This window comes from Sphingobacterium sp. GQ94, assembly GCF_059758715.1.
The window spans coordinates 151,412-167,462 of sequence record NZ_JCAXEC010000004.1 but is presented as its reverse complement, the minus strand read 5'-3'; the positions used below and the strand labels follow the sequence as shown (position 1 = coordinate 167,462).

21 protein-coding genes and 1 pseudogene are annotated in these 16,051 nt (G+C 35.8%); 16 read left to right on the top strand and 6 right to left on the bottom strand.

Annotation, left to right across the window (positions count from 1 at the left end):
* Window positions 1-135 precede the first annotated feature (135 nt).
* The 12 genes from AC6CHH_RS05820 to AC6CHH_RS05765 all read left to right on the top strand — a co-directional run bounded on the left by AC6CHH_RS05820 (window position 136) and on the right by AC6CHH_RS05765 (window position 8,171).
* Window positions 136-258 carry a hypothetical protein gene (locus AC6CHH_RS05820; protein WP_498280683.1) on the top strand — a complete coding sequence of 41 codons (123 nt, stop codon included), beginning with the start codon at window positions 136-138 and terminating at the stop codon, window positions 256-258.
* A gap of 56 nt (window positions 259-314) precedes the next feature.
* Window positions 315-554, top strand: a complete 240-nt coding sequence (locus AC6CHH_RS05815; protein WP_498280681.1) for a hypothetical protein — start codon at window positions 315-317, stop codon at window positions 552-554.
* Between the two features lie 70 nt (window positions 555-624).
* Window positions 625-930 carry a DUF1493 family protein gene (locus tag AC6CHH_RS05810; RefSeq protein WP_498280679.1) on the top strand — a complete coding sequence of 102 codons (306 nt, stop codon included), beginning with the start codon at window positions 625-627 and terminating at the stop codon, window positions 928-930.
* Window positions 931-1,813: 883 nt separating this feature from the next.
* The gene (locus AC6CHH_RS05805) at window positions 1,814-2,206 is read left to right on the top strand and encodes a hypothetical protein (protein WP_498280677.1); all 393 of its coding nucleotides are present in this window, start codon (window positions 1,814-1,816) and stop codon (window positions 2,204-2,206) included.
* A 348-nt stretch (window positions 2,207-2,554) separates the two neighbouring features.
* Window positions 2,555-3,016: a hypothetical protein gene (locus AC6CHH_RS05800; RefSeq protein ID WP_498280675.1), complete on the top strand. Its 462-nt coding sequence runs from the start codon at window positions 2,555-2,557 to the stop codon at window positions 3,014-3,016.
* 18 nt (window positions 3,017-3,034) lie between these two features.
* Window positions 3,035-3,376, top strand: a complete 342-nt coding sequence (locus AC6CHH_RS05795; protein ID WP_498280673.1) for an RHS repeat-associated core domain-containing protein — start codon at window positions 3,035-3,037, stop codon at window positions 3,374-3,376.
* A gap of 4 nt (window positions 3,377-3,380) precedes the next feature.
* Complete coding sequence (locus AC6CHH_RS05790; protein ID WP_498280671.1) at window positions 3,381-3,800, top strand: hypothetical protein; 420 nt, start codon at window positions 3,381-3,383, stop codon at window positions 3,798-3,800.
* 3 nt (window positions 3,801-3,803) lie between these two features.
* Complete coding sequence (locus AC6CHH_RS05785; RefSeq protein ID WP_498280669.1) at window positions 3,804-4,253, top strand: tetratricopeptide repeat protein; 450 nt, start codon at window positions 3,804-3,806, stop codon at window positions 4,251-4,253.
* A 44-nt stretch (window positions 4,254-4,297) separates the two neighbouring features.
* The gene (locus AC6CHH_RS05780; RefSeq protein ID WP_498280667.1) at window positions 4,298-4,786 is read left to right on the top strand and encodes a hypothetical protein; all 489 of its coding nucleotides are present in this window, start codon (window positions 4,298-4,300) and stop codon (window positions 4,784-4,786) included.
* Window positions 4,787-5,282: 496 nt separating this feature from the next.
* Window positions 5,283-5,714, top strand: a complete 432-nt coding sequence (locus AC6CHH_RS05775; RefSeq protein ID WP_498280664.1) for a hypothetical protein — start codon at window positions 5,283-5,285, stop codon at window positions 5,712-5,714.
* A 611-nt stretch (window positions 5,715-6,325) separates the two neighbouring features.
* Window positions 6,326-6,691 (top strand): hypothetical protein, encoded by a 366-nt coding sequence (locus AC6CHH_RS05770; protein ID WP_498280661.1) that lies wholly within the window; start codon window positions 6,326-6,328, stop codon window positions 6,689-6,691.
* A 451-nt stretch (window positions 6,692-7,142) separates the two neighbouring features.
* Window positions 7,143-8,171 carry a Fic family protein gene (locus AC6CHH_RS05765; protein ID WP_498280658.1) on the top strand — a complete coding sequence of 343 codons (1,029 nt, stop codon included), beginning with the start codon at window positions 7,143-7,145 and terminating at the stop codon, window positions 8,169-8,171.
* A 55-nt stretch (window positions 8,172-8,226) separates the two neighbouring features.
* Here AC6CHH_RS05765 and AC6CHH_RS05760 read toward each other — a convergent pair whose 3' ends face one another.
* On the bottom strand, window positions 8,227-8,499 hold the full coding sequence (locus AC6CHH_RS05760) for a hypothetical protein (protein WP_498280656.1): 273 nt from the start codon (window positions 8,497-8,499) through the stop codon (window positions 8,227-8,229).
* 299 nt (window positions 8,500-8,798) lie between these two features.
* Window positions 8,799-9,224 carry a hypothetical protein gene (locus AC6CHH_RS05755; protein WP_498280653.1) on the bottom strand — a complete coding sequence of 142 codons (426 nt, stop codon included), beginning with the start codon at window positions 9,222-9,224 and terminating at the stop codon, window positions 8,799-8,801.
* Between the two features lie 32 nt (window positions 9,225-9,256).
* Between AC6CHH_RS05755 and AC6CHH_RS05750 the strand changes: the two genes are divergently transcribed.
* Window positions 9,257-9,490, top strand: coding sequence for a hypothetical protein (locus AC6CHH_RS05750; protein ID WP_498280650.1), 234 nt, complete (start codon window positions 9,257-9,259; stop codon window positions 9,488-9,490).
* Window positions 9,491-9,873: 383 nt separating this feature from the next.
* Here the strand turns inward: AC6CHH_RS05750 and AC6CHH_RS05745 are convergent, their stop codons facing one another.
* From AC6CHH_RS05745 to AC6CHH_RS05735, 3 genes are all read right to left on the bottom strand, one after another.
* Window positions 9,874-11,232, bottom strand: a complete 1,359-nt coding sequence (locus AC6CHH_RS05745; RefSeq protein WP_498280647.1) for a TlpA family protein disulfide reductase — start codon at window positions 11,230-11,232, stop codon at window positions 9,874-9,876.
* A gap of 26 nt (window positions 11,233-11,258) precedes the next feature.
* Window positions 11,259-11,579 (bottom strand): hypothetical protein, encoded by a 321-nt coding sequence (locus AC6CHH_RS05740; RefSeq protein WP_498280645.1) that lies wholly within the window; start codon window positions 11,577-11,579, stop codon window positions 11,259-11,261.
* 310 nt (window positions 11,580-11,889) lie between these two features.
* Window positions 11,890-12,237: a nucleotidyltransferase family protein gene (locus AC6CHH_RS05735; RefSeq protein ID WP_498280643.1), complete on the bottom strand. Its 348-nt coding sequence runs from the start codon at window positions 12,235-12,237 to the stop codon at window positions 11,890-11,892.
* Window positions 12,238-12,744: 507 nt separating this feature from the next.
* Here AC6CHH_RS05735 and AC6CHH_RS05730 point away from each other — a divergent pair.
* The 3 genes from AC6CHH_RS05730 (at window position 12,745) to AC6CHH_RS05720 (ending at window position 15,097) form a co-directional block, all read left to right on the top strand.
* The gene (locus AC6CHH_RS05730) at window positions 12,745-12,972 is read left to right on the top strand and encodes a hypothetical protein (protein ID WP_498280641.1); all 228 of its coding nucleotides are present in this window, start codon (window positions 12,745-12,747) and stop codon (window positions 12,970-12,972) included.
* Window positions 12,973-13,671: 699 nt separating this feature from the next.
* Window positions 13,672-14,133 carry a hypothetical protein gene (locus AC6CHH_RS05725; RefSeq protein ID WP_498280639.1) on the top strand — a complete coding sequence of 154 codons (462 nt, stop codon included), beginning with the start codon at window positions 13,672-13,674 and terminating at the stop codon, window positions 14,131-14,133.
* A 388-nt stretch (window positions 14,134-14,521) separates the two neighbouring features.
* The gene (locus tag AC6CHH_RS05720) at window positions 14,522-15,097 is read left to right on the top strand and encodes a hypothetical protein (RefSeq protein ID WP_498280637.1); all 576 of its coding nucleotides are present in this window, start codon (window positions 14,522-14,524) and stop codon (window positions 15,095-15,097) included.
* A gap of 376 nt (window positions 15,098-15,473) precedes the next feature.
* Here the strand turns inward: AC6CHH_RS05720 and AC6CHH_RS05715 are convergent.
* Window positions 15,474-15,848: pseudogene (locus AC6CHH_RS05715) on the bottom strand (helix-turn-helix domain-containing protein); the annotation flags it as partial.
* Window positions 15,849-16,051: the final 203 nt, after the last annotated feature.

Sequence of the window (16,051 nt, the reverse complement as noted above, 5' to 3'; positions counted from 1 at the left end):
GGATGATAATTATCCATTTGGTAAGCAGCGATCTTTTGCATTTGGGGCCGATAATAAGTATCTTACGATGGTAAGAAGAAGCAGGATGAGTTAGGTGGTGGTATCCAATACGATTACGGGGCTTGGCTCTATATTGTGGGGGCTAAGACGTTGGAACATGGTGGGTCCGTTTGCGGAGGAAATGCGGAGACATGGGTTCAAGATTGGGCAGTTACGGCTCTCACGGGCAAAGGAGTTCAAGATGCTATTCCTGGTTAATCAGAGAATGCAACCAGAAAAGGCGGAGGTTTAGGGTAAATCCAGTAGCACCTTCCTTGATTGTTTTGGAAAACCGATTGGTTCCTAAATTCGGTGATGTTGGAGGAGGAGCTAGGGCATGGACATCTGGATTCGAAGTCGTTGAGATGGACGATCGGGTTGTTCAGGGTGCTTTGAGAACTAATTATAAGTTGCCGCGAAAGGCCTATTGTATTGAATGCTTGGAACCAGAGGAGTGGGTGCAGCAGGTCGTGCGGTACCTTATGCCGGATGGGAAATCACTATTACAGAATTAAGTTATGAGCTTGGTTAACATTATGATCCAAGTAAATGGTATGGAAAGGATGATAAAAAATGGTTCAAATAATGAATACGAGGCTGATTAATTTATTGGAAGAGTATAATTCCACTGATATGGTTCTCGACGAAAACGTGAGACTATACCATGATCTAAATATCTATGGCGATGATGCAATTGAATTGTTGAATTGTTTCGAAGAGCAGTTTAAAGTAGATCTTTCCAAGTTCCGTTTTAACGATTACTTTCCTAGTGAAGGCGATCGGATATTACCAAGTCTTTTTCGTTTAATAATGTATAAAAAGAAGAAGGAATATAAGCCACTTACTTTGTTTGATCTAAATAAGGCCATTGATATAGGTTATTTGGAATAAGAGGAATAAAGGACGTTCTGTATAGGTCTCTTAGTATCTCATCTGCATCTTGTTCTTGACGAGGAATGCGTCGAATGGTGCGATCACGTGCTATTTTTCGCCTTTGTCAAGCTGTTTATCGTGTATCCTATTCCACCTTCGGCGGTTGAAAGCCAAGCTGCTGGGTCTCACCTGCGAGATAGTCGAGGGTTATACCCAGTGCCAAAGTGATCTTCTTTGCCGCTTCGATAAAGGAAACAGTCGCACTGGAACTTGCCCATCATCCCTGGGAAATTGGGGAGCTGAGGGAACAAGGAAAGTGTAACATGGAGATAGTAATGAAGTTTCAGAGTTTATCATTAGCAATATGGCGGGAGAAGTAGGGAAAGTTTATGATAAGGCAATACAAGAAAAAATAAAAATACTACAAAATGAACGATAATAATCTTTTTCGACTGCTGTTTGGTCTCGCCTTTGTGATAGTTTCAAGTTTACAGCTTTTTTTCTTTTTTAGAAGAATTAGGAGGAGATCAGATGATAGTCGCTCTTTGTCACTAAGTAAACTTCAGGTCATTTTATCTCTAATATTGGGTATAACATTTGGCCTCTTTTTAATCTTTTATAATATGTTTTAAAGAAAAGTTAGTGCAGAATTTATAATAAACCAAATCTGTTCAATTGAGAGTCCCCAGAAGTTTAGACAACCCTATAATTCATCTGGTATAGATGAGCTTGATATTACTGGATATATCTCCAAAAATTTTCCATGTTACCTACTGTTAATATCCCCTGCAGGTACGCTCTATAAAATAAATGTTAAGGACGAGAACTGGGTATCCTCTGTCGGTAGAGGAGATACTGTTGATGAATATAAGAACTTTCAAGACCGTGTGGTGCTCAAGGGGTGTGGAATAACTCTAGTAAGTTTCTGGATACGTATTGTATTTACGATGATTTCGGGGACCTTACGCTACGTAATCCTCTGGGGATCAAAGGAACCTCATTAAAGGATATCAATACAAACTTTGGAAAACTGATCTACGCCTACCGCTATGATGAAAGGCGAAGATTGGTAGAGAAGAAGATACCAGGCAAGGGATGGGAGTACATCGTATACAATAAGAATGACCAAGCCATTCTGAGCCAAGATGCCCTGCAGCGAAGCAGAATGGAATGGATTTTTACGAAATACTATGCCTTCGGCAGAGTTTCCACCTCTGGTTTGCACGTTAATACAGTGCAGGTATCCCGGGTACAGATGCAAACACTTGTCAATGGCCACACTGGACCTTTGTGAGAGAAGCGGAGTGTAACAGATTATACAACTACCCTTCAACCAACAGGAATAACCAAATCTACAAAAACAAGAACCCTTTTGACGGGATCGTTGGTATACTAGGACCCTCTTGAGGGAAGAGATTCACTACTGACGATCAATTACTATGATGATCGCGCCAGGCTGATTAAATCGGCCTCCCAGAACCATCTTAATGGTACCGATGTGGTGACCAATACATACAGTTTCCCGGGAGAACTGCTAAGCAGCACGCATGTGCATAAGCCATCTGTCAGCGGGCCGACAACTACTTTACTGACCAAGAATAAATATGACCATGTGGGTAGGCTGTTGCAGACGATCAAGAAGATGAACAATCAGACCGAGGTGGTCCTGAGCAGCAATGAATACAATCAGATTGGACAGTTGAAGCGCAAGAGTCTCCACAATGAGATCGATAATAGCAATTTCATGACTTATGTGGTCTATGATGCTAATGGCAGTGCAACCAAGGATCGAACAGGGATGACCTTTAGCTATAATCATTTGAACCTTCCAAGAACGGAAAGCAAGTCAGGCACTTCTGTTACCTATGTTTATGATGTGATGGGCACAAAGCTTCAGAAGAGATCGACGATCAATGGAATAGCGACAACACGGGATTATGTTGCAGGCATTGAATACAAGAAGGAGGGTACAGGAGCTCAGGTTATCGAGCGGATTGCAACGGAGGAAGTATACCTTCAGAACAACAGCGGAACCTACGTGTTCCACTATAATCTAACGGATCACCTTGGCAACGTGCGGACAGTGATTAAGAAGGGGTCCTAGCCGACGACCACAATAGTGGTGCAGAAACAAAACTATTATCCATTCAGAAAGACCAAGGGTATTGTTACTTGCGGGATAAATAACTATTTTTACAATGGTAAGGAGAGACAGGCTGAGCTTGGAGATCAGTTGGATTACGGGGCAAGGTTCTATGATGCGGAGACAGGAAGGTGGAACGTGATCGATCCACTGGTGGATAATCACTATAACGTTAACACTTTTGCATACGTATTGAATGATCCTTTAAAATATATAGATCCATTGGGTCTTGATACCATTGCGGCCACAGATAAGCTGCCAAATAATTATAATCCACAAAAGGATGTTTTAGCGATTGAAGAAGTAGTAATAACAGGTTAAGTAAGTGAAGAAGAAAGAAGAAACTTCTCTACCTGCTTATTCTAAAGCTTTAACAATTGGGATGGCAACTGGGACAATTGGAGTAATGATAGACGGTCCTTTACCATATGCAGATGTAACACTAGGTCCGGTTGCATTTTCCACTGCATATTTAGCTATTAAAAGAGACGAATTAGATGTGTCACCAGCAACCATTTCTACGACATCTTATGGGACCTTATCTCTTTCTGAAATTATAGATGGGATGGTTAATAGTAAAGGAGAACGGAATAAGACTATAAGTGCAATAAACAACCCGTATAAAAAATTATGGCCCGATCCAAACAATCCCGGTAACCTATTAGAAAAAGATAGCCATACAGGTAGAACAAAGTCAAAATTGGCACCGGAAGGTTTTTGGGAGTGGTGGAATTCAAAAAAATAAATTATGAAAGGAAGTAAACTTTTACAAGAAGCTCTAAAGTTACTTGATAAAATCAGCGAATACCCAAATCAACTTTCTTCTGAGGAAAAGCATAATGTGTATCGAAATTATTTTGAACTAATTCGTCGATCTGCTTATGCGGGAAATCCTGAAGGTCAATTCAGATATGCTCAAACCTTTGATTCGATGAGTTTCTTGGGGGTAAATAATCCTCTTTATAATGTTAAAAAGTGCATATTTTGGTACTCAAAAGCTGCTGTAGCTGGGTTTGCTGAAGCAAGTAATAACTTGGCAGATTTTTATGAACGAGGAGTTGGCGTAAAAAAAAATCTTGGTATAAGTTATAGCTTATACAAGAAAGCTGCCGAATTAGGCTCATCTAATGGAAAAAAAAATTTAAAAATATTTGAACGAGATATAAAGAAAGGAAAAATAATTCTCCCTATGACGTAAATATAAATTTACTTTATTGTTATTTTAATATGTCAGATATTAGTTTGAGCCTGTTCAGCTACAGCTATGATGTGAACGGCAATTCGACAACGGACCGGATGGGAACAGCCTTTACCTATAGCCACTTGAACTTGCCAAAGACAGCTACCAGGACAGGGGTCTCGGTATCCTACCAGTATGATGCTGTGGGTACTAAACTTCAGAAGTTCTCGAATGTCAATGGTATCCAGACGACCCGCGACTATGTCCGTGGTATTGAATACAAGAAGGAGGGAACATGTACTCAGGTCATTGATCTGATCGCAACGGAAGAGGGATACCTGCAGAACAGCAACGGAACCTATGTGTTCCATTACAATCTGACGGACCATCTGGGGAATGTACGAGCTGTGATCAGGAAGGGATCGACGGATACGACCTCTGCGATCGTGCAGAAACAGGATTATTATAAAGATCCGATCCCGGATTACATATTAAGAGAAATCAAAAAGAAATACCCAAAAAACTGGGAAGGGTACGCCAGAAAGTACTAATAAAATGCCAGCAAAGCCCATCAGGAAAGGTTGGGCTTTGCTGCTTATCTAATAGGCTGTATATATACGCTTAGTTACATATAGGATATCGTGTTGCCTAAATCAAAGCACTTGTGGGATAAAAGAACTGCTATAAACCAAATCAGTTTTAGTCTGAATGTTGATGTATCAGGAACGGAACTTTACAAAAGCAGGATATTATTTAAAATTTTTGAGGAATCAATAGACACCGAGAAGTTTAACCTTTTGACTATTAGCTTGCCCAATTTTGACAGATGCTTTTTTGAGGTTGAGCCTTATAATCAGTAATTGATTTATATCAAAGGTAAAAATCAGTTAAATGTTCCAAACAGAACAAATGTAGCAGTTATTTATGATAGGAATACAATGACTCAAGAAGAGCTTACAGGAAAGCTATTCAAAATGTACTAAAAAATTAAAGATTATGAAAAAGTGTGTGTTTTGGGTTTTATGCCTATTTGTATATCAGTTTTCTATGGCACAAGAAAATAGAAAGAATTTTGATTTTATAATTAGTGTTGATGAGGAAATTGCAACATCATTATCAAGACCTTTAATTATAGCTAAACAAGGTACGAATGTTTTAAAAAGAATAGAAGTAAGCTACCACGCTGGAAATCTATCATTGAGTTCAAAAGACTATAATATGATTTTTTCAGAACAAGAAATTACCTTATTTCTTCAATTTGATTATTACCAATATTCATCTAAAGGGAAACAGGAAACTTATAATTACGAAATTGAAATAGGAAAGAATTGGTTTGAACAGACCTTTGTTATTCTTAAAATTTACAATTTGGACAAAAAGAAGTATAGGAAAAGATTAGAACCCTTATCAAAAGACAAAAATTATACTTTTGATTTAGAAACTTCACAAGGACAAATGATAAGAATTAGAGAAAGATAATATAAAAGCACTCCAAAATTTCAGGCTTTTTTCCGTCCTGTTATGCTCCGCAGAACTAAAAAACCGTCCAAATGGAAGCGGATAGGACATTCAAATCTTGTTTCTGTTTCTCAGTCATATAGATAAAGTTATTAATCCTTCTTCTATTTTTCTGCAATATGTATTTACACAAAGGTTAACTGTTGACACACTGTAGATTCCCATGGTTTCAACGACATCAATAGCACTCTCCCCGATAAAAAGGACTCGTACTATTGCCTCTTTTTTCATATATTCATTGTACCGTCTTTGCGTTAGTAAATTTTGGATGTGTTCATTTATTTGAAATAAATTTATTCCAAAAACTGTAAACCTATATTAGGATAAGCCATGGTATAAAACTATCCAATAATTCGCAACAGAGGGGTATTATGAGCTTTCACTATACAAGCAGGACTGGATAAGAATTAAAACTGGTGAAATATATAAAAAGAGTCATACATCCTATGGGAATAAAAATAATGAAGGAAATCAATGGAAAGCATGACCAAAAGGAACTATGGGTAATAATTCCAAAAAGTCAGGAGGAAGGACCACAATAGATCAAAATGGTAAAGTAATTGGGAATTAAAATGGAATTTGAAAAAATATATAAAGATGTTTTGGAATATTATCCAAGTTTTATAGATATTTCAGATGGGAAAATGGAAACTGAGACAGCTGGTTTTGATTCTCGTAATTTAATATCAAGTTATGAGAAAGCAGACGAGATTGCTTCCTCGGCAGGAGATTGGGAAGATTTAATTACTTGGATTATTTTTCAAGTATTGCACGAAACAGCTATAATCCAATTCGCTAAAAATGAGTATGTTCTTAAAAAAGAAATTAATAAAAGTCGTTTTAGAGAGTTTTTAATTAAAAATTTGAAAACTGAAGGATATGAAGATATGTACTTTGACTTCCTGAGATATGAAAAAATACACGGTGATTTTAAATAATAGTAATTGCAACAGGGCAAATACAAACGGAATTTAGACGACGAAAAAAAGAGCTAGAATGGTAAGTAAATTTCAGTATATTTCAAGAGATTTTGATAATCTCATTACTTACACTTAATGCCAACTTTAATAACATTTAATCAGATAATGGAAGATTTTTAAACTTATTTTTTCGAATAATATTTGTATTTTTTTAAACTTTAAATAGTTTAAAATCAATGTTTAACACTTTTTGTGTCGTGCAAATAGAATCGTTGTGTTTCGATTTTTTTTTTATTTGAAGCTCAATTAGGTGCAGTTTGTGGCTCATTTAAGAGGATAATTGACCTGTATATCTATTTTTTATGACCCAAATCTAATTGCCAATTGTTTTATAGCTCATTCTTATTGATTTTATGGCTCATTTTTTCAATTAAATGAGCTATATTTACTTATCAAATGAGCTATAAGAATGAAAGAAGAGATTATATTAGATTATATTAGGAAGAATCCGTTAACTTCTTCAAAGGATATTCATCTTGGACTACAAGAATCTTTTAGTTATGCGACCGTTAAGCGTTGTTTAAAGAAGCTGTATGATAAGGGACTTATTGTTAGTGACGGTAAGAGAAAAGGTACAAACTATGCCCTGAGTACACCTTATGATCTTTTCTATCCTTTAGATATCAATGAGTATTTTAAAAATGAGCAGGATCAAAGAGAGATAAAAGATGCGTTTGATTTTGGCATTTTAGATGTTTTGGCTGATGTTAGTTTATTCACTCCTGAAGAGGATAAGTATCTAAATAGCTTACACGAGAAGTTTTTAGAAAATATTTCAAAATTATCTCCTTCAGCATACAATAAAGAATTAGAGCGTTTGGCTATTGATTTCAGTTGGAAATCTTCTCAAATCGAGGGGAATACTTATTCGTTATTGGAAACGGAGCGGTTGCTCAAAGAAAAAGAAACAGCATCTGGTAAGCCGAAAGATGATGCAGCAATGTTGCTTAATCATAAGGAGGCATTAAATTTCATCATTGAACATCCCGATTATGTTGTTCCCTTAAACATAAGAAGTATTGAAGATATCCATAGCATCTTGATCAAGGATTTAGACGTAGACCGAAATATTAGGCAAAATAGAGTTGGTATTTTAGGTACAAACTATGTCCCTTTAGATAACGAATATCAGATTCGAGAAGCCTTGGAAGCGATGTGTAATTTGATTAATAAAAAGCAAAATCCTTTGGAGAAATCTTTGTTGTCACTTGCCTTGCTTTCATACATTCAAGCATTTGTTGATGGGAATAAGAGAACGGCTAGAATTGTAAGTAATGCTATTTTAATTGCTGAGGGTTATTGTCCAATTTCTTTTCGGACTGTAGATTCTATTGAATACAAAGAGGCTATGCTTATCTTTTATGAGCTAAATAATATTAGTGCGTTTAAACGTATCTTTATTTCTCAATTCGAGTTTGCCGTAAAGACTTATTTTTAATAATTGTACTTGATTTGTGCCTTGTATGAATTAACTGTCTATAAATCAGTTGTAATTACTTTTTGTATCGGCTCAATTTGGTGGTTTCCAGGATATGTCCGTTCATGTCAATATCCAACCTGAATTCATGGACCAAAGATTCGGAGATTGCTTCAAAATATTTAGGTGATTGCCAATAACCGGAAACCACGATGAGAAACTCCGTATTCGTAGATATTTTGTTCTGGATATCTTCTATCTTTTTGTGTATTTCCGCATCGAATTCAAATGCTCTCTCGATCAAAAAAAATACTGAATTGTACTGAATCTGAGACAAGATATCTGCCAAAAGCATATTGGAACATCTGATTTCCCAATACGCCACGTAACATTACTATTATCATCGTATATGGAAGTTTTATTGAATCGGAATTGTCTTTAATCAGTCTTGAAACATTCGAGATGACTTTCGAAAAAGTATGGTGTCCTCCCTCAATTTTATGAGGCTATTTTTTGTGCTCTCTAAGTCATATTTTCCTACCCCAGACGAATCTAGACCAAAATTTGGGGCCATGATAAATTTGTTGCTCGTAATTAATGACAGCATCACGTCAAATGTATAAACAAATTCATATTCCAATGTGGCAATCATATCTTCAAATATTTCCCTAAAGAGAACAAAAATGGAGTTTTTCCAATGGTATGGACGCAAAATAGCCCCTGTTTCAGATAAATTGCATCCCTGTACCTTTCAATCGGCCCCAAAAGCAATTTTGCTCCCAACGTATACGCGTTTTGAATATGATCAGTGGGTTCTCCAAAAGAATACGATTCGTTAAATTGAAAGGAACTTTTCGAGACAATAACAAAATCTTCCTCGTTGTCCATAGACCTCCTGCAGATGTCAACAAGAGCCCCCATCTTTCTATATGTGGGAAATCCGTGCATTTTGAACTCTTGCCTTGACCCGAATTGTTCCTCGATATTTTTCCTCTCCTTTTCGGGATCAAAAGAGCCAAAGTTCATAATATAAGTTGAGGTACCGGAAGATTCATTAGAACCAGTTGTTTTCATGATCATTTGTTTTCGTGGAACAGTTGTTTAAAATGTTGCATTATCTTTTTGTTCATGCCGATCCTTTTTTCGGAATGGACGAACAATTGGCTGACGTAACCCTCTTCGCTTTTCGTCGGGGTGGAGTCCGAATAACCAAATTCGGCCTGATGGGAAATAAAAGGATAGATGACAGCCTTTTTTTAGCTAGTTTTGAAAAATTGATATCTTCGGTGCCTTTTGAAGTGTCCAGTCCTGCCTTTAATCTATCAAAAAATCGTCTGTAAATGATTACAAATTGGGTTGCATTGAAAGTATTGATATGAAAAAGGGATTCGGATAATTTGATTGCGTCATCGAACCAAGATATTCCTCCGAGCAGGACGTCCTTGCAGTTCATCGGCCCGTTGAATATTGTAGAAAAACTGTTCGAGGTCATAATGGACCGTAAACTGATGATCATCTTCAACCAAAAGGATAAGATCGTCACTTTCCTCGATCCTGTTCCTTACAATTTCAGTAATAGTCGACCACAAGCCACTACTCCCTTTAACATCTTCGATAGCTGGAATTACATTTATAACAAAATCACTTCTTCCAATAAATTAATTGAGAATGTGAGCTTTTCAATCGGTTCTCTTTTCGAGATTTATTATGAAGGTTTTAATTTTCATTTCCAATTGTCTTTATTATACTTTTCTGTCATTATTGATTCTAGCTCTTTAACGACTTCTTCGAGCGCTTTGACGGATACACCCCTATAGAGGACAAGTCCTTCCGGGGAAATCAAGAATGTTGCCGGGAAGAATTGTATCTCAATGTCTTTGAGGAAAACGGAACCAGTTCCTTCTGAATCCAGATAGTACTGTGGCCAGGTTAAACCGTTTTCTGTGATTATAGTCTGGATCTTTTCAATGTTTTCAGGCTTGTCAATGGCCAGGCTAACAACCCGAACTTTTTCGGAAGGAAACTTCTTGCTGACCGATAGAAGTTCGGGCATTGCCGAAATACAGGGGCCGCACCAACTCGCCCACAGGTCCAGAATCAGATAACGGTTCCCGTCTGCTTGGATAGTTTTGATTTTTTTTCCATTGGCCAAGTCAATGAATGAACTTGAAGGTAATTTTCTCCCAATTTGGCCATTCTCTGGAGGAGCATCCCTCAAATAGGTAAAGCTGATCCTGTCTTTGACCCTGTCAGGAACTTTAAAGAGACCAAGGCCGATACGTACCGGATCGTCCGAAACGGATTGATAGGTATAACTTGATGATTTTCCATCAGAAGACAGCTCCTCTACCACTAGGGAATATTCCTGATCAAACGGATAGAGGTTATAGGTAGGGTCTGATATCCTTACTCTGTAGGTCTTTCCCCTATAATCCAGTTTTCCTTCTTTGTATGAGATCTTCATCAGCTGGATTTCGCATAACTTTTTTAAAGTATCTTTATCACTGATTCCCGGAATACCGCTATAACCTTGTGGAGGTCTGACCACATTGAGTTCAAAGGACAGGATGGTATCCCGTATTTTGTTCCCATCAAAATATGAAATATCACAGGTTAAAGGTATGTAATCGGATTCAAATTTCTCTTTATCCGCATTTTTCTTAAACGTATGCCATTCTTCATCCAACAAGTCACTGTTGTTGTTTTTATCGACAGCAACGTGTATCATGCTGTCCTTTCCGATACCAACGAATGCCAGTACGTTGTTTTTAGGGATTCCGTCGATATAGATCAATCTATTATCGATCTTTTCGCCAATCTCGGACAGGTAATCCAATCCAACCCTTTCGACTGCTGCCTGATCTGAATTGAATGAGAAGCTATATAGCTGCCAAAGATCAAATCTACTTGAATCGAGCCCATCAATCTTATGATATCCTTTGGATGGGTATGCCTTAATGATAGTCCTTCCATTTTCAGCTCCCGTCCTCTGATGAAGTTGAACCTGTATCACCTGGCCGGAACAACGGGTTCCATAAGTAAAAGCGATCAAAAACGAAATCCAGATAATTTTTATCCTCATAATTCCAAAATTTTTCAAACCAATGGTTAGGTGCTATAAGATTGGAAACACCTCGATTTTGTTCCATGACAGGTTGTGGAACCACTTGGTTGACCTTCTGCATCCAGACATTCCACTCCTTGGTTATCTACGGCCCTACAATCATGAAGGCATCCTATCATTATTTGATAAGTACTTTCATCAGGACAGGGACAGGTAGCTATACAGATTGAATTGGGTGGAGTTGTTCCGGATCCAGAACCTTTTCCAGATCCAGACCCAGATCCAAACCCAAAAAAGATTTCCTGCATCTCCTCTCGATTAAGAATTTCATCGAATGAAATTTCTTTTAACCTTTGCTTTTTCATACTTGTTATTTGGTTTATAGTTCGAAAAAATTATTCAATAAAGAATCTATGTTATAGAACCTTGACTTCCTTTTGAACCCTTAATTTTTTAAATCTTCTCGATGTATTGTTGTTCTTATTTATTCCATTCTGAATATGTTGTTTTGGATAATTAGTAACCCCACATCCTTTGTTTGAAAAGAATTTAGCTCCAAGGACGTAGGAGCCGTCAGTTGAATACTTTCGATAGTTCCAATTCGGTACAACATCTGTTTCTATTCGGTAACTATTTCCTTTGATTGTTATACACTTATCATTTCATACAATTTCATTACGCCCAAATTTTTCTATTAAAGCATTTTCTATAATCGTTTTTAAATTCTGTAAACGTGTATGAAATAGGTGTTATTCCAACGTCCTCTTTGGTTTTTTCTGTAGGTAAGTCGTAGTAAAAACCGCCTGTATACTGAACGTTAATATCTATATCACTATTTAGACGAACGTTTGTGTTATTGGCATAAGATCCCTGTCCAAACGTCTCTGAAGATTTATGTTTAAGCTTTTCATTATAGCTAATTGCTTCTCTAACCATTCTTTCCGAATTTTCAAGTTTAGTCTGTTCGCTTTCACTTGGTGACTTTGTCCAATTAGTTAGAGTTAGTTCATTAAATTTTGACATTTAGAGTATTTGGTTTAAATTGTTAGTAATAATTGTATTGGCAAACTAATATACAAAATCTTTTACCAATCCCTTTCTATTGAGGATTTACCGTGCAAATCCTTTAAATTATACAAGTGAATTGTATAGTGATAATTAAAAAACACATAAATCATAAATAGTGAAACAACACTAACTAATCAAAAGAAATGCTAAGCCTGGGAAGATATCTCGCAATACTATCAGGATATACCAAGATTTAAGTTGTCAGCTATTTTCTCATATCCTTTTTTGTAGCCCCGTGAAAATATTGCTTTCCTTCTTTTGCTCCATCTCAAACGTCAGTAACGCCTTGAATTTTAACTGTGGCGTTTTTCTCGAGACGGATTAGTTTTTTACAAACTTTCCTGAAAGTTCTATTCCATCGTCTTTTATCTTGCTTTTCTGTCTCAGCTGTAGTGATTCCGAATATTTTACTTTTTCTTACTGATCCTGACATAATTATTGTGTTTGATGTAAATATAGGATGTGAAATATATTGACAAACTAAAACTTTTACAAGGTAGATGGGCAATTGATTTACATTATGAGCAACTGAGAATAAAAAATATCTCGGAAGATTCACAGATCAATTTGTATCCTATCCGTTCGATTGATGGAATAACCAATAATGGACTTCATTTTACCAATGATTCTTGTGGCTATTACATAAATTCTTATGAAAGTAGTCGAACTATAAAAACAGAAGCCCGCTAATTCCGGGCTTTTTTATTGAATAGCTTTTAGCTTCACGTTATTAATCATTGCATCGAGGGCGTAGAGAATACTTTGTTTGTCCTGTTCTAATTAGGCCTATAACAATTGGTTTAGTGAAACTAATTTACAACTTATTCCTCTAACCCTCGTGGTGGCCTTGCCTGTTTTGATTTACATCTTTTGAATTATGTAAGAAGGAAATAGCAGAATTAAAGTTAAATAATATTAACGATTTTAATGTTCGAAAATAAAGGAAATTAGTTGTATAATTGAAGTCCTAACTAACTTAGAATCTTTGGACAGAAATAAACTAACTCAATAAAACTACCTAAATTATTTTTTTAAAATAATCTTTGTTTTTAATTTGTATTTTTTTGTCATATAACTTACTAATATTTAAAGTATTATACTTTTTTTTGTCGGGATAAAAAATCATATATTCAATTCTATCTGACAACAAACCATACAAGCAGGTAGCTTAGGAGTTCCCGTAAATTAGGTTTACAGAGGTTGACAGAAAGATAATAACAAGGGACAGAAAAAATAATTTCTATGAAAAAACTATAAATATTTTTTAAGGATTGTTAAATCTGTAAAGTTTTTTCAGGACGAGATAATGGTTGGTTTTTTTTAGGAAGTAGGGAAAATGGTGGGTAAGCCGTCAGTTTCTACTATTATTCCAAGAATTTTTAAATAAGGATGAGCATAATATACAAAGAAATTTCATTTGTTGAGTTTAGCGAACTAGACTGCGTTACATTATTTCACGAGGAAAAATCAGCGAGACGCTTTGGTGTTATTACAAATGGATCAATAAGCTTTAAATTTTCATGGCAAAGCGATACTATAGATCCTGTTGTAAAAGGTTATGATAATAGCTTTTACTGTTTAGGTATTGATCAGATGTTTTCAATTATTAAATTTGGGGAAAAAGCTTTCAGATCGGTTGTTAAACTAGATTATCTTTTATATGATATTAGATTCATTAAGGGAGGGATTTGGATCATTACAGAGTTAGAAATACTTGTAGTTAATTATGTTGATTATAGAATTGTTAAAAAAATATTACTTCCAAGCTTTTTTGAAGAAATCATTTCAGAATCTTCATTGGTCACGATCAAGTGTATGGAGGGAGAGATCGTCTATGTTGAAGTTCCTTAATTTAGGATGAAAGTGGGACCCAAATGGACTATAAGTATGATTATAAGTTTCAAGTTGATAATATGGAAATTATGGGCGAAACTATATATGAAGAGTATGAAACTGGTGATAGCTTATACATTGTATACCTACCAAAAAGACCTAAAGTAAATAGACATGTACATTTATAAAAGAAAATTACACAAATTATTCCCTTACAATATATCTAGACAACACTTGGCTGGAATATCTCGTCTAATTAAGAAGGTATTCCCGCTGAAATGAGGCACTACATAATGAAAATGTATTTTTGACGGATATACAATATTCCTGAAAGATTGACATACGAAGGAAAAATGTTTTTAAGGAAAAATCTAGAAAATTCAACAAATGATAAAAGCTTCAAGAAATGATGAGATTAATAACAATTCTGTCTCTTTTTATATTTATTAGTTTTGGAATTACCAGCTGTGGGTCGAAAGGTAAGAACTGTGACAAAAAGCTAGGATCTGTAAATGATGAGATCTTACATACCTTTAATAATGAGAGAGATTATGAGCATGATTTTTTAGGTAGAGAAGAAATCTATGTTGTGTTGAACGATGATAGATTAGCATGTATTACGTTGAGGAGGCTTTGTCTTGTCTTAGATAAGAAGTTTAAATTTAGCGACTCAATAGGTCATTTAATAAATAAAGCTATTAATAGAGAAATCTTGTTCGATTATGATGAGCTGAAAGATCAGTCTGAATTTATTTTTGAGTTAGACCGGTCTGTTTGGCAATACAACCTGAAGTTTGGGTTTCCTAAATTTAAGGATAAGTACTCGTATGGTGAGAACCCGTTACAATTTTATGAATCAGATCAAGATTTAATAAAGTACAGTGTTTTGTATGTTTTTTTTACAGGAGGTTTTATTCACATAAATGGTGGAGTGCATGATAATAATAATTTAGTAGAAGTAGCAAAAGAGTATATGGAGTGAAATAACTGTACGACTACGTACAAGGTCCAATGACGCAGAGAACGGACGATGGAATGTGGTTGATAAGCTTGTGGAGAATTTAACTTAATTTCACCTTATGGAATTGTTGGAGACGCAATGAAAGCCTATGACGTGTGGTCAAAAGATAAGAATAACGCAGGTAAAGAATTTAAGTATGAAATTGACACAAACAGGCCAAATAAATAAAGTGATTAACAGTTGTTTATTCAAATTTTTTATAATTAACGCAGTACTATTCTTTCTATACAAGTACTTTCAACCTTTGTGCGAGCCTTGTTTAGATAATAGCAATTGTCCTCCCTGTTTGTCCAAAGAGCAATATTTTATAATTTATTTTGGGGTTGGGTTAAATGTTCTATTGGGCATTTATTGTTTTATAGAAACTACTTTTCCGTCCAGTAAATCTTTCCGCTTTTTGCATATTACATAATAGCCTGCATCTTGGTCTGCTTGATAAAAGCATCAAGAAGGGTGAAGACGTGTTGTTTTCGGTCTTTTTCAGTTTCTGGATGTCGAGTACACGGTTTACGATACTTCTTTCCAAAAGCACATCTGTAGAACCCACCAGATAACCCAGAGACACTTCGAGAGCTTCGGCCAACTGCGTGGCCATCTCAATGGACGGTTTTACCTCGTCCCTTTCATATCTGCCAATCACAGCACCGTGAACCTTTGCGAGTTTGCTCACTTCGTCTTGCGACATCTTTTTATCTTTTCTCACTTCTGTGAGCCGTTTACCAAAGCTATTTGACTTAACTGATTAATCAAGTATAACGAAGCTCTTTTTGGGTGCTCAAATGGAGAAGGTTTATTAGATTTATACAGCGATAATAAAAAACCATTATTCAAAGTGAACGTGAATGTTCAGTTTAATAATGACGGTACCTTTACAGGTGTTAAACAAGGAAAAAATAATTATCCCGTAGAGGAATG

Excerpts from the sequence above, each read along its gene's own strand:
- AC6CHH_RS05770 (WP_498280661.1), top strand. The coding sequence starts at position 6,326 with ATGGAATTTGAAAAAATATATAAAGATGTTTTGGAATATTATCCAAGT.
- AC6CHH_RS05810 (WP_498280679.1), top strand. The coding sequence starts at position 625 with ATGAATACGAGGCTGATTAATTTATTGGAAGAGTATAATTCCACTGAT.
- AC6CHH_RS05735 (WP_498280643.1), bottom strand. The coding sequence starts at position 12,237 with ATGTCAAAATTTAATGAACTAACTCTAACTAATTGGACAAAGTCACCA.
- AC6CHH_RS05740 (WP_498280645.1), bottom strand. The coding sequence starts at position 11,579 with ATGAAAAAGCAAAGGTTAAAAGAAATTTCATTCGATGAAATTCTTAAT.
- AC6CHH_RS05785 (WP_498280669.1), top strand. The coding sequence starts at position 3,804 with ATGAAAGGAAGTAAACTTTTACAAGAAGCTCTAAAGTTACTTGATAAA.
- AC6CHH_RS05800 (WP_498280675.1), top strand. The coding sequence starts at position 2,555 with ATGAACAATCAGACCGAGGTGGTCCTGAGCAGCAATGAATACAATCAG.
- AC6CHH_RS05745 (WP_498280647.1), bottom strand. The coding sequence starts at position 11,232 with ATGAGGATAAAAATTATCTGGATTTCGTTTTTGATCGCTTTTACTTAT.
- AC6CHH_RS05750 (WP_498280650.1), top strand. The coding sequence starts at position 9,257 with ATGTTGCATTATCTTTTTGTTCATGCCGATCCTTTTTTCGGAATGGAC.
- AC6CHH_RS05775 (WP_498280664.1), top strand. The coding sequence starts at position 5,283 with ATGGCACAAGAAAATAGAAAGAATTTTGATTTTATAATTAGTGTTGAT.
- AC6CHH_RS05725 (WP_498280639.1), top strand. The coding sequence starts at position 13,672 with ATGAGCATAATATACAAAGAAATTTCATTTGTTGAGTTTAGCGAACTA.
- AC6CHH_RS05765 (WP_498280658.1), top strand. The coding sequence starts at position 7,143 with ATGAAAGAAGAGATTATATTAGATTATATTAGGAAGAATCCGTTAACT.
- AC6CHH_RS05720 (WP_498280637.1), top strand. The coding sequence starts at position 14,522 with ATGATGAGATTAATAACAATTCTGTCTCTTTTTATATTTATTAGTTTT.
- AC6CHH_RS05755 (WP_498280653.1), bottom strand. The coding sequence starts at position 9,224 with ATGAAAACAACTGGTTCTAATGAATCTTCCGGTACCTCAACTTATATT.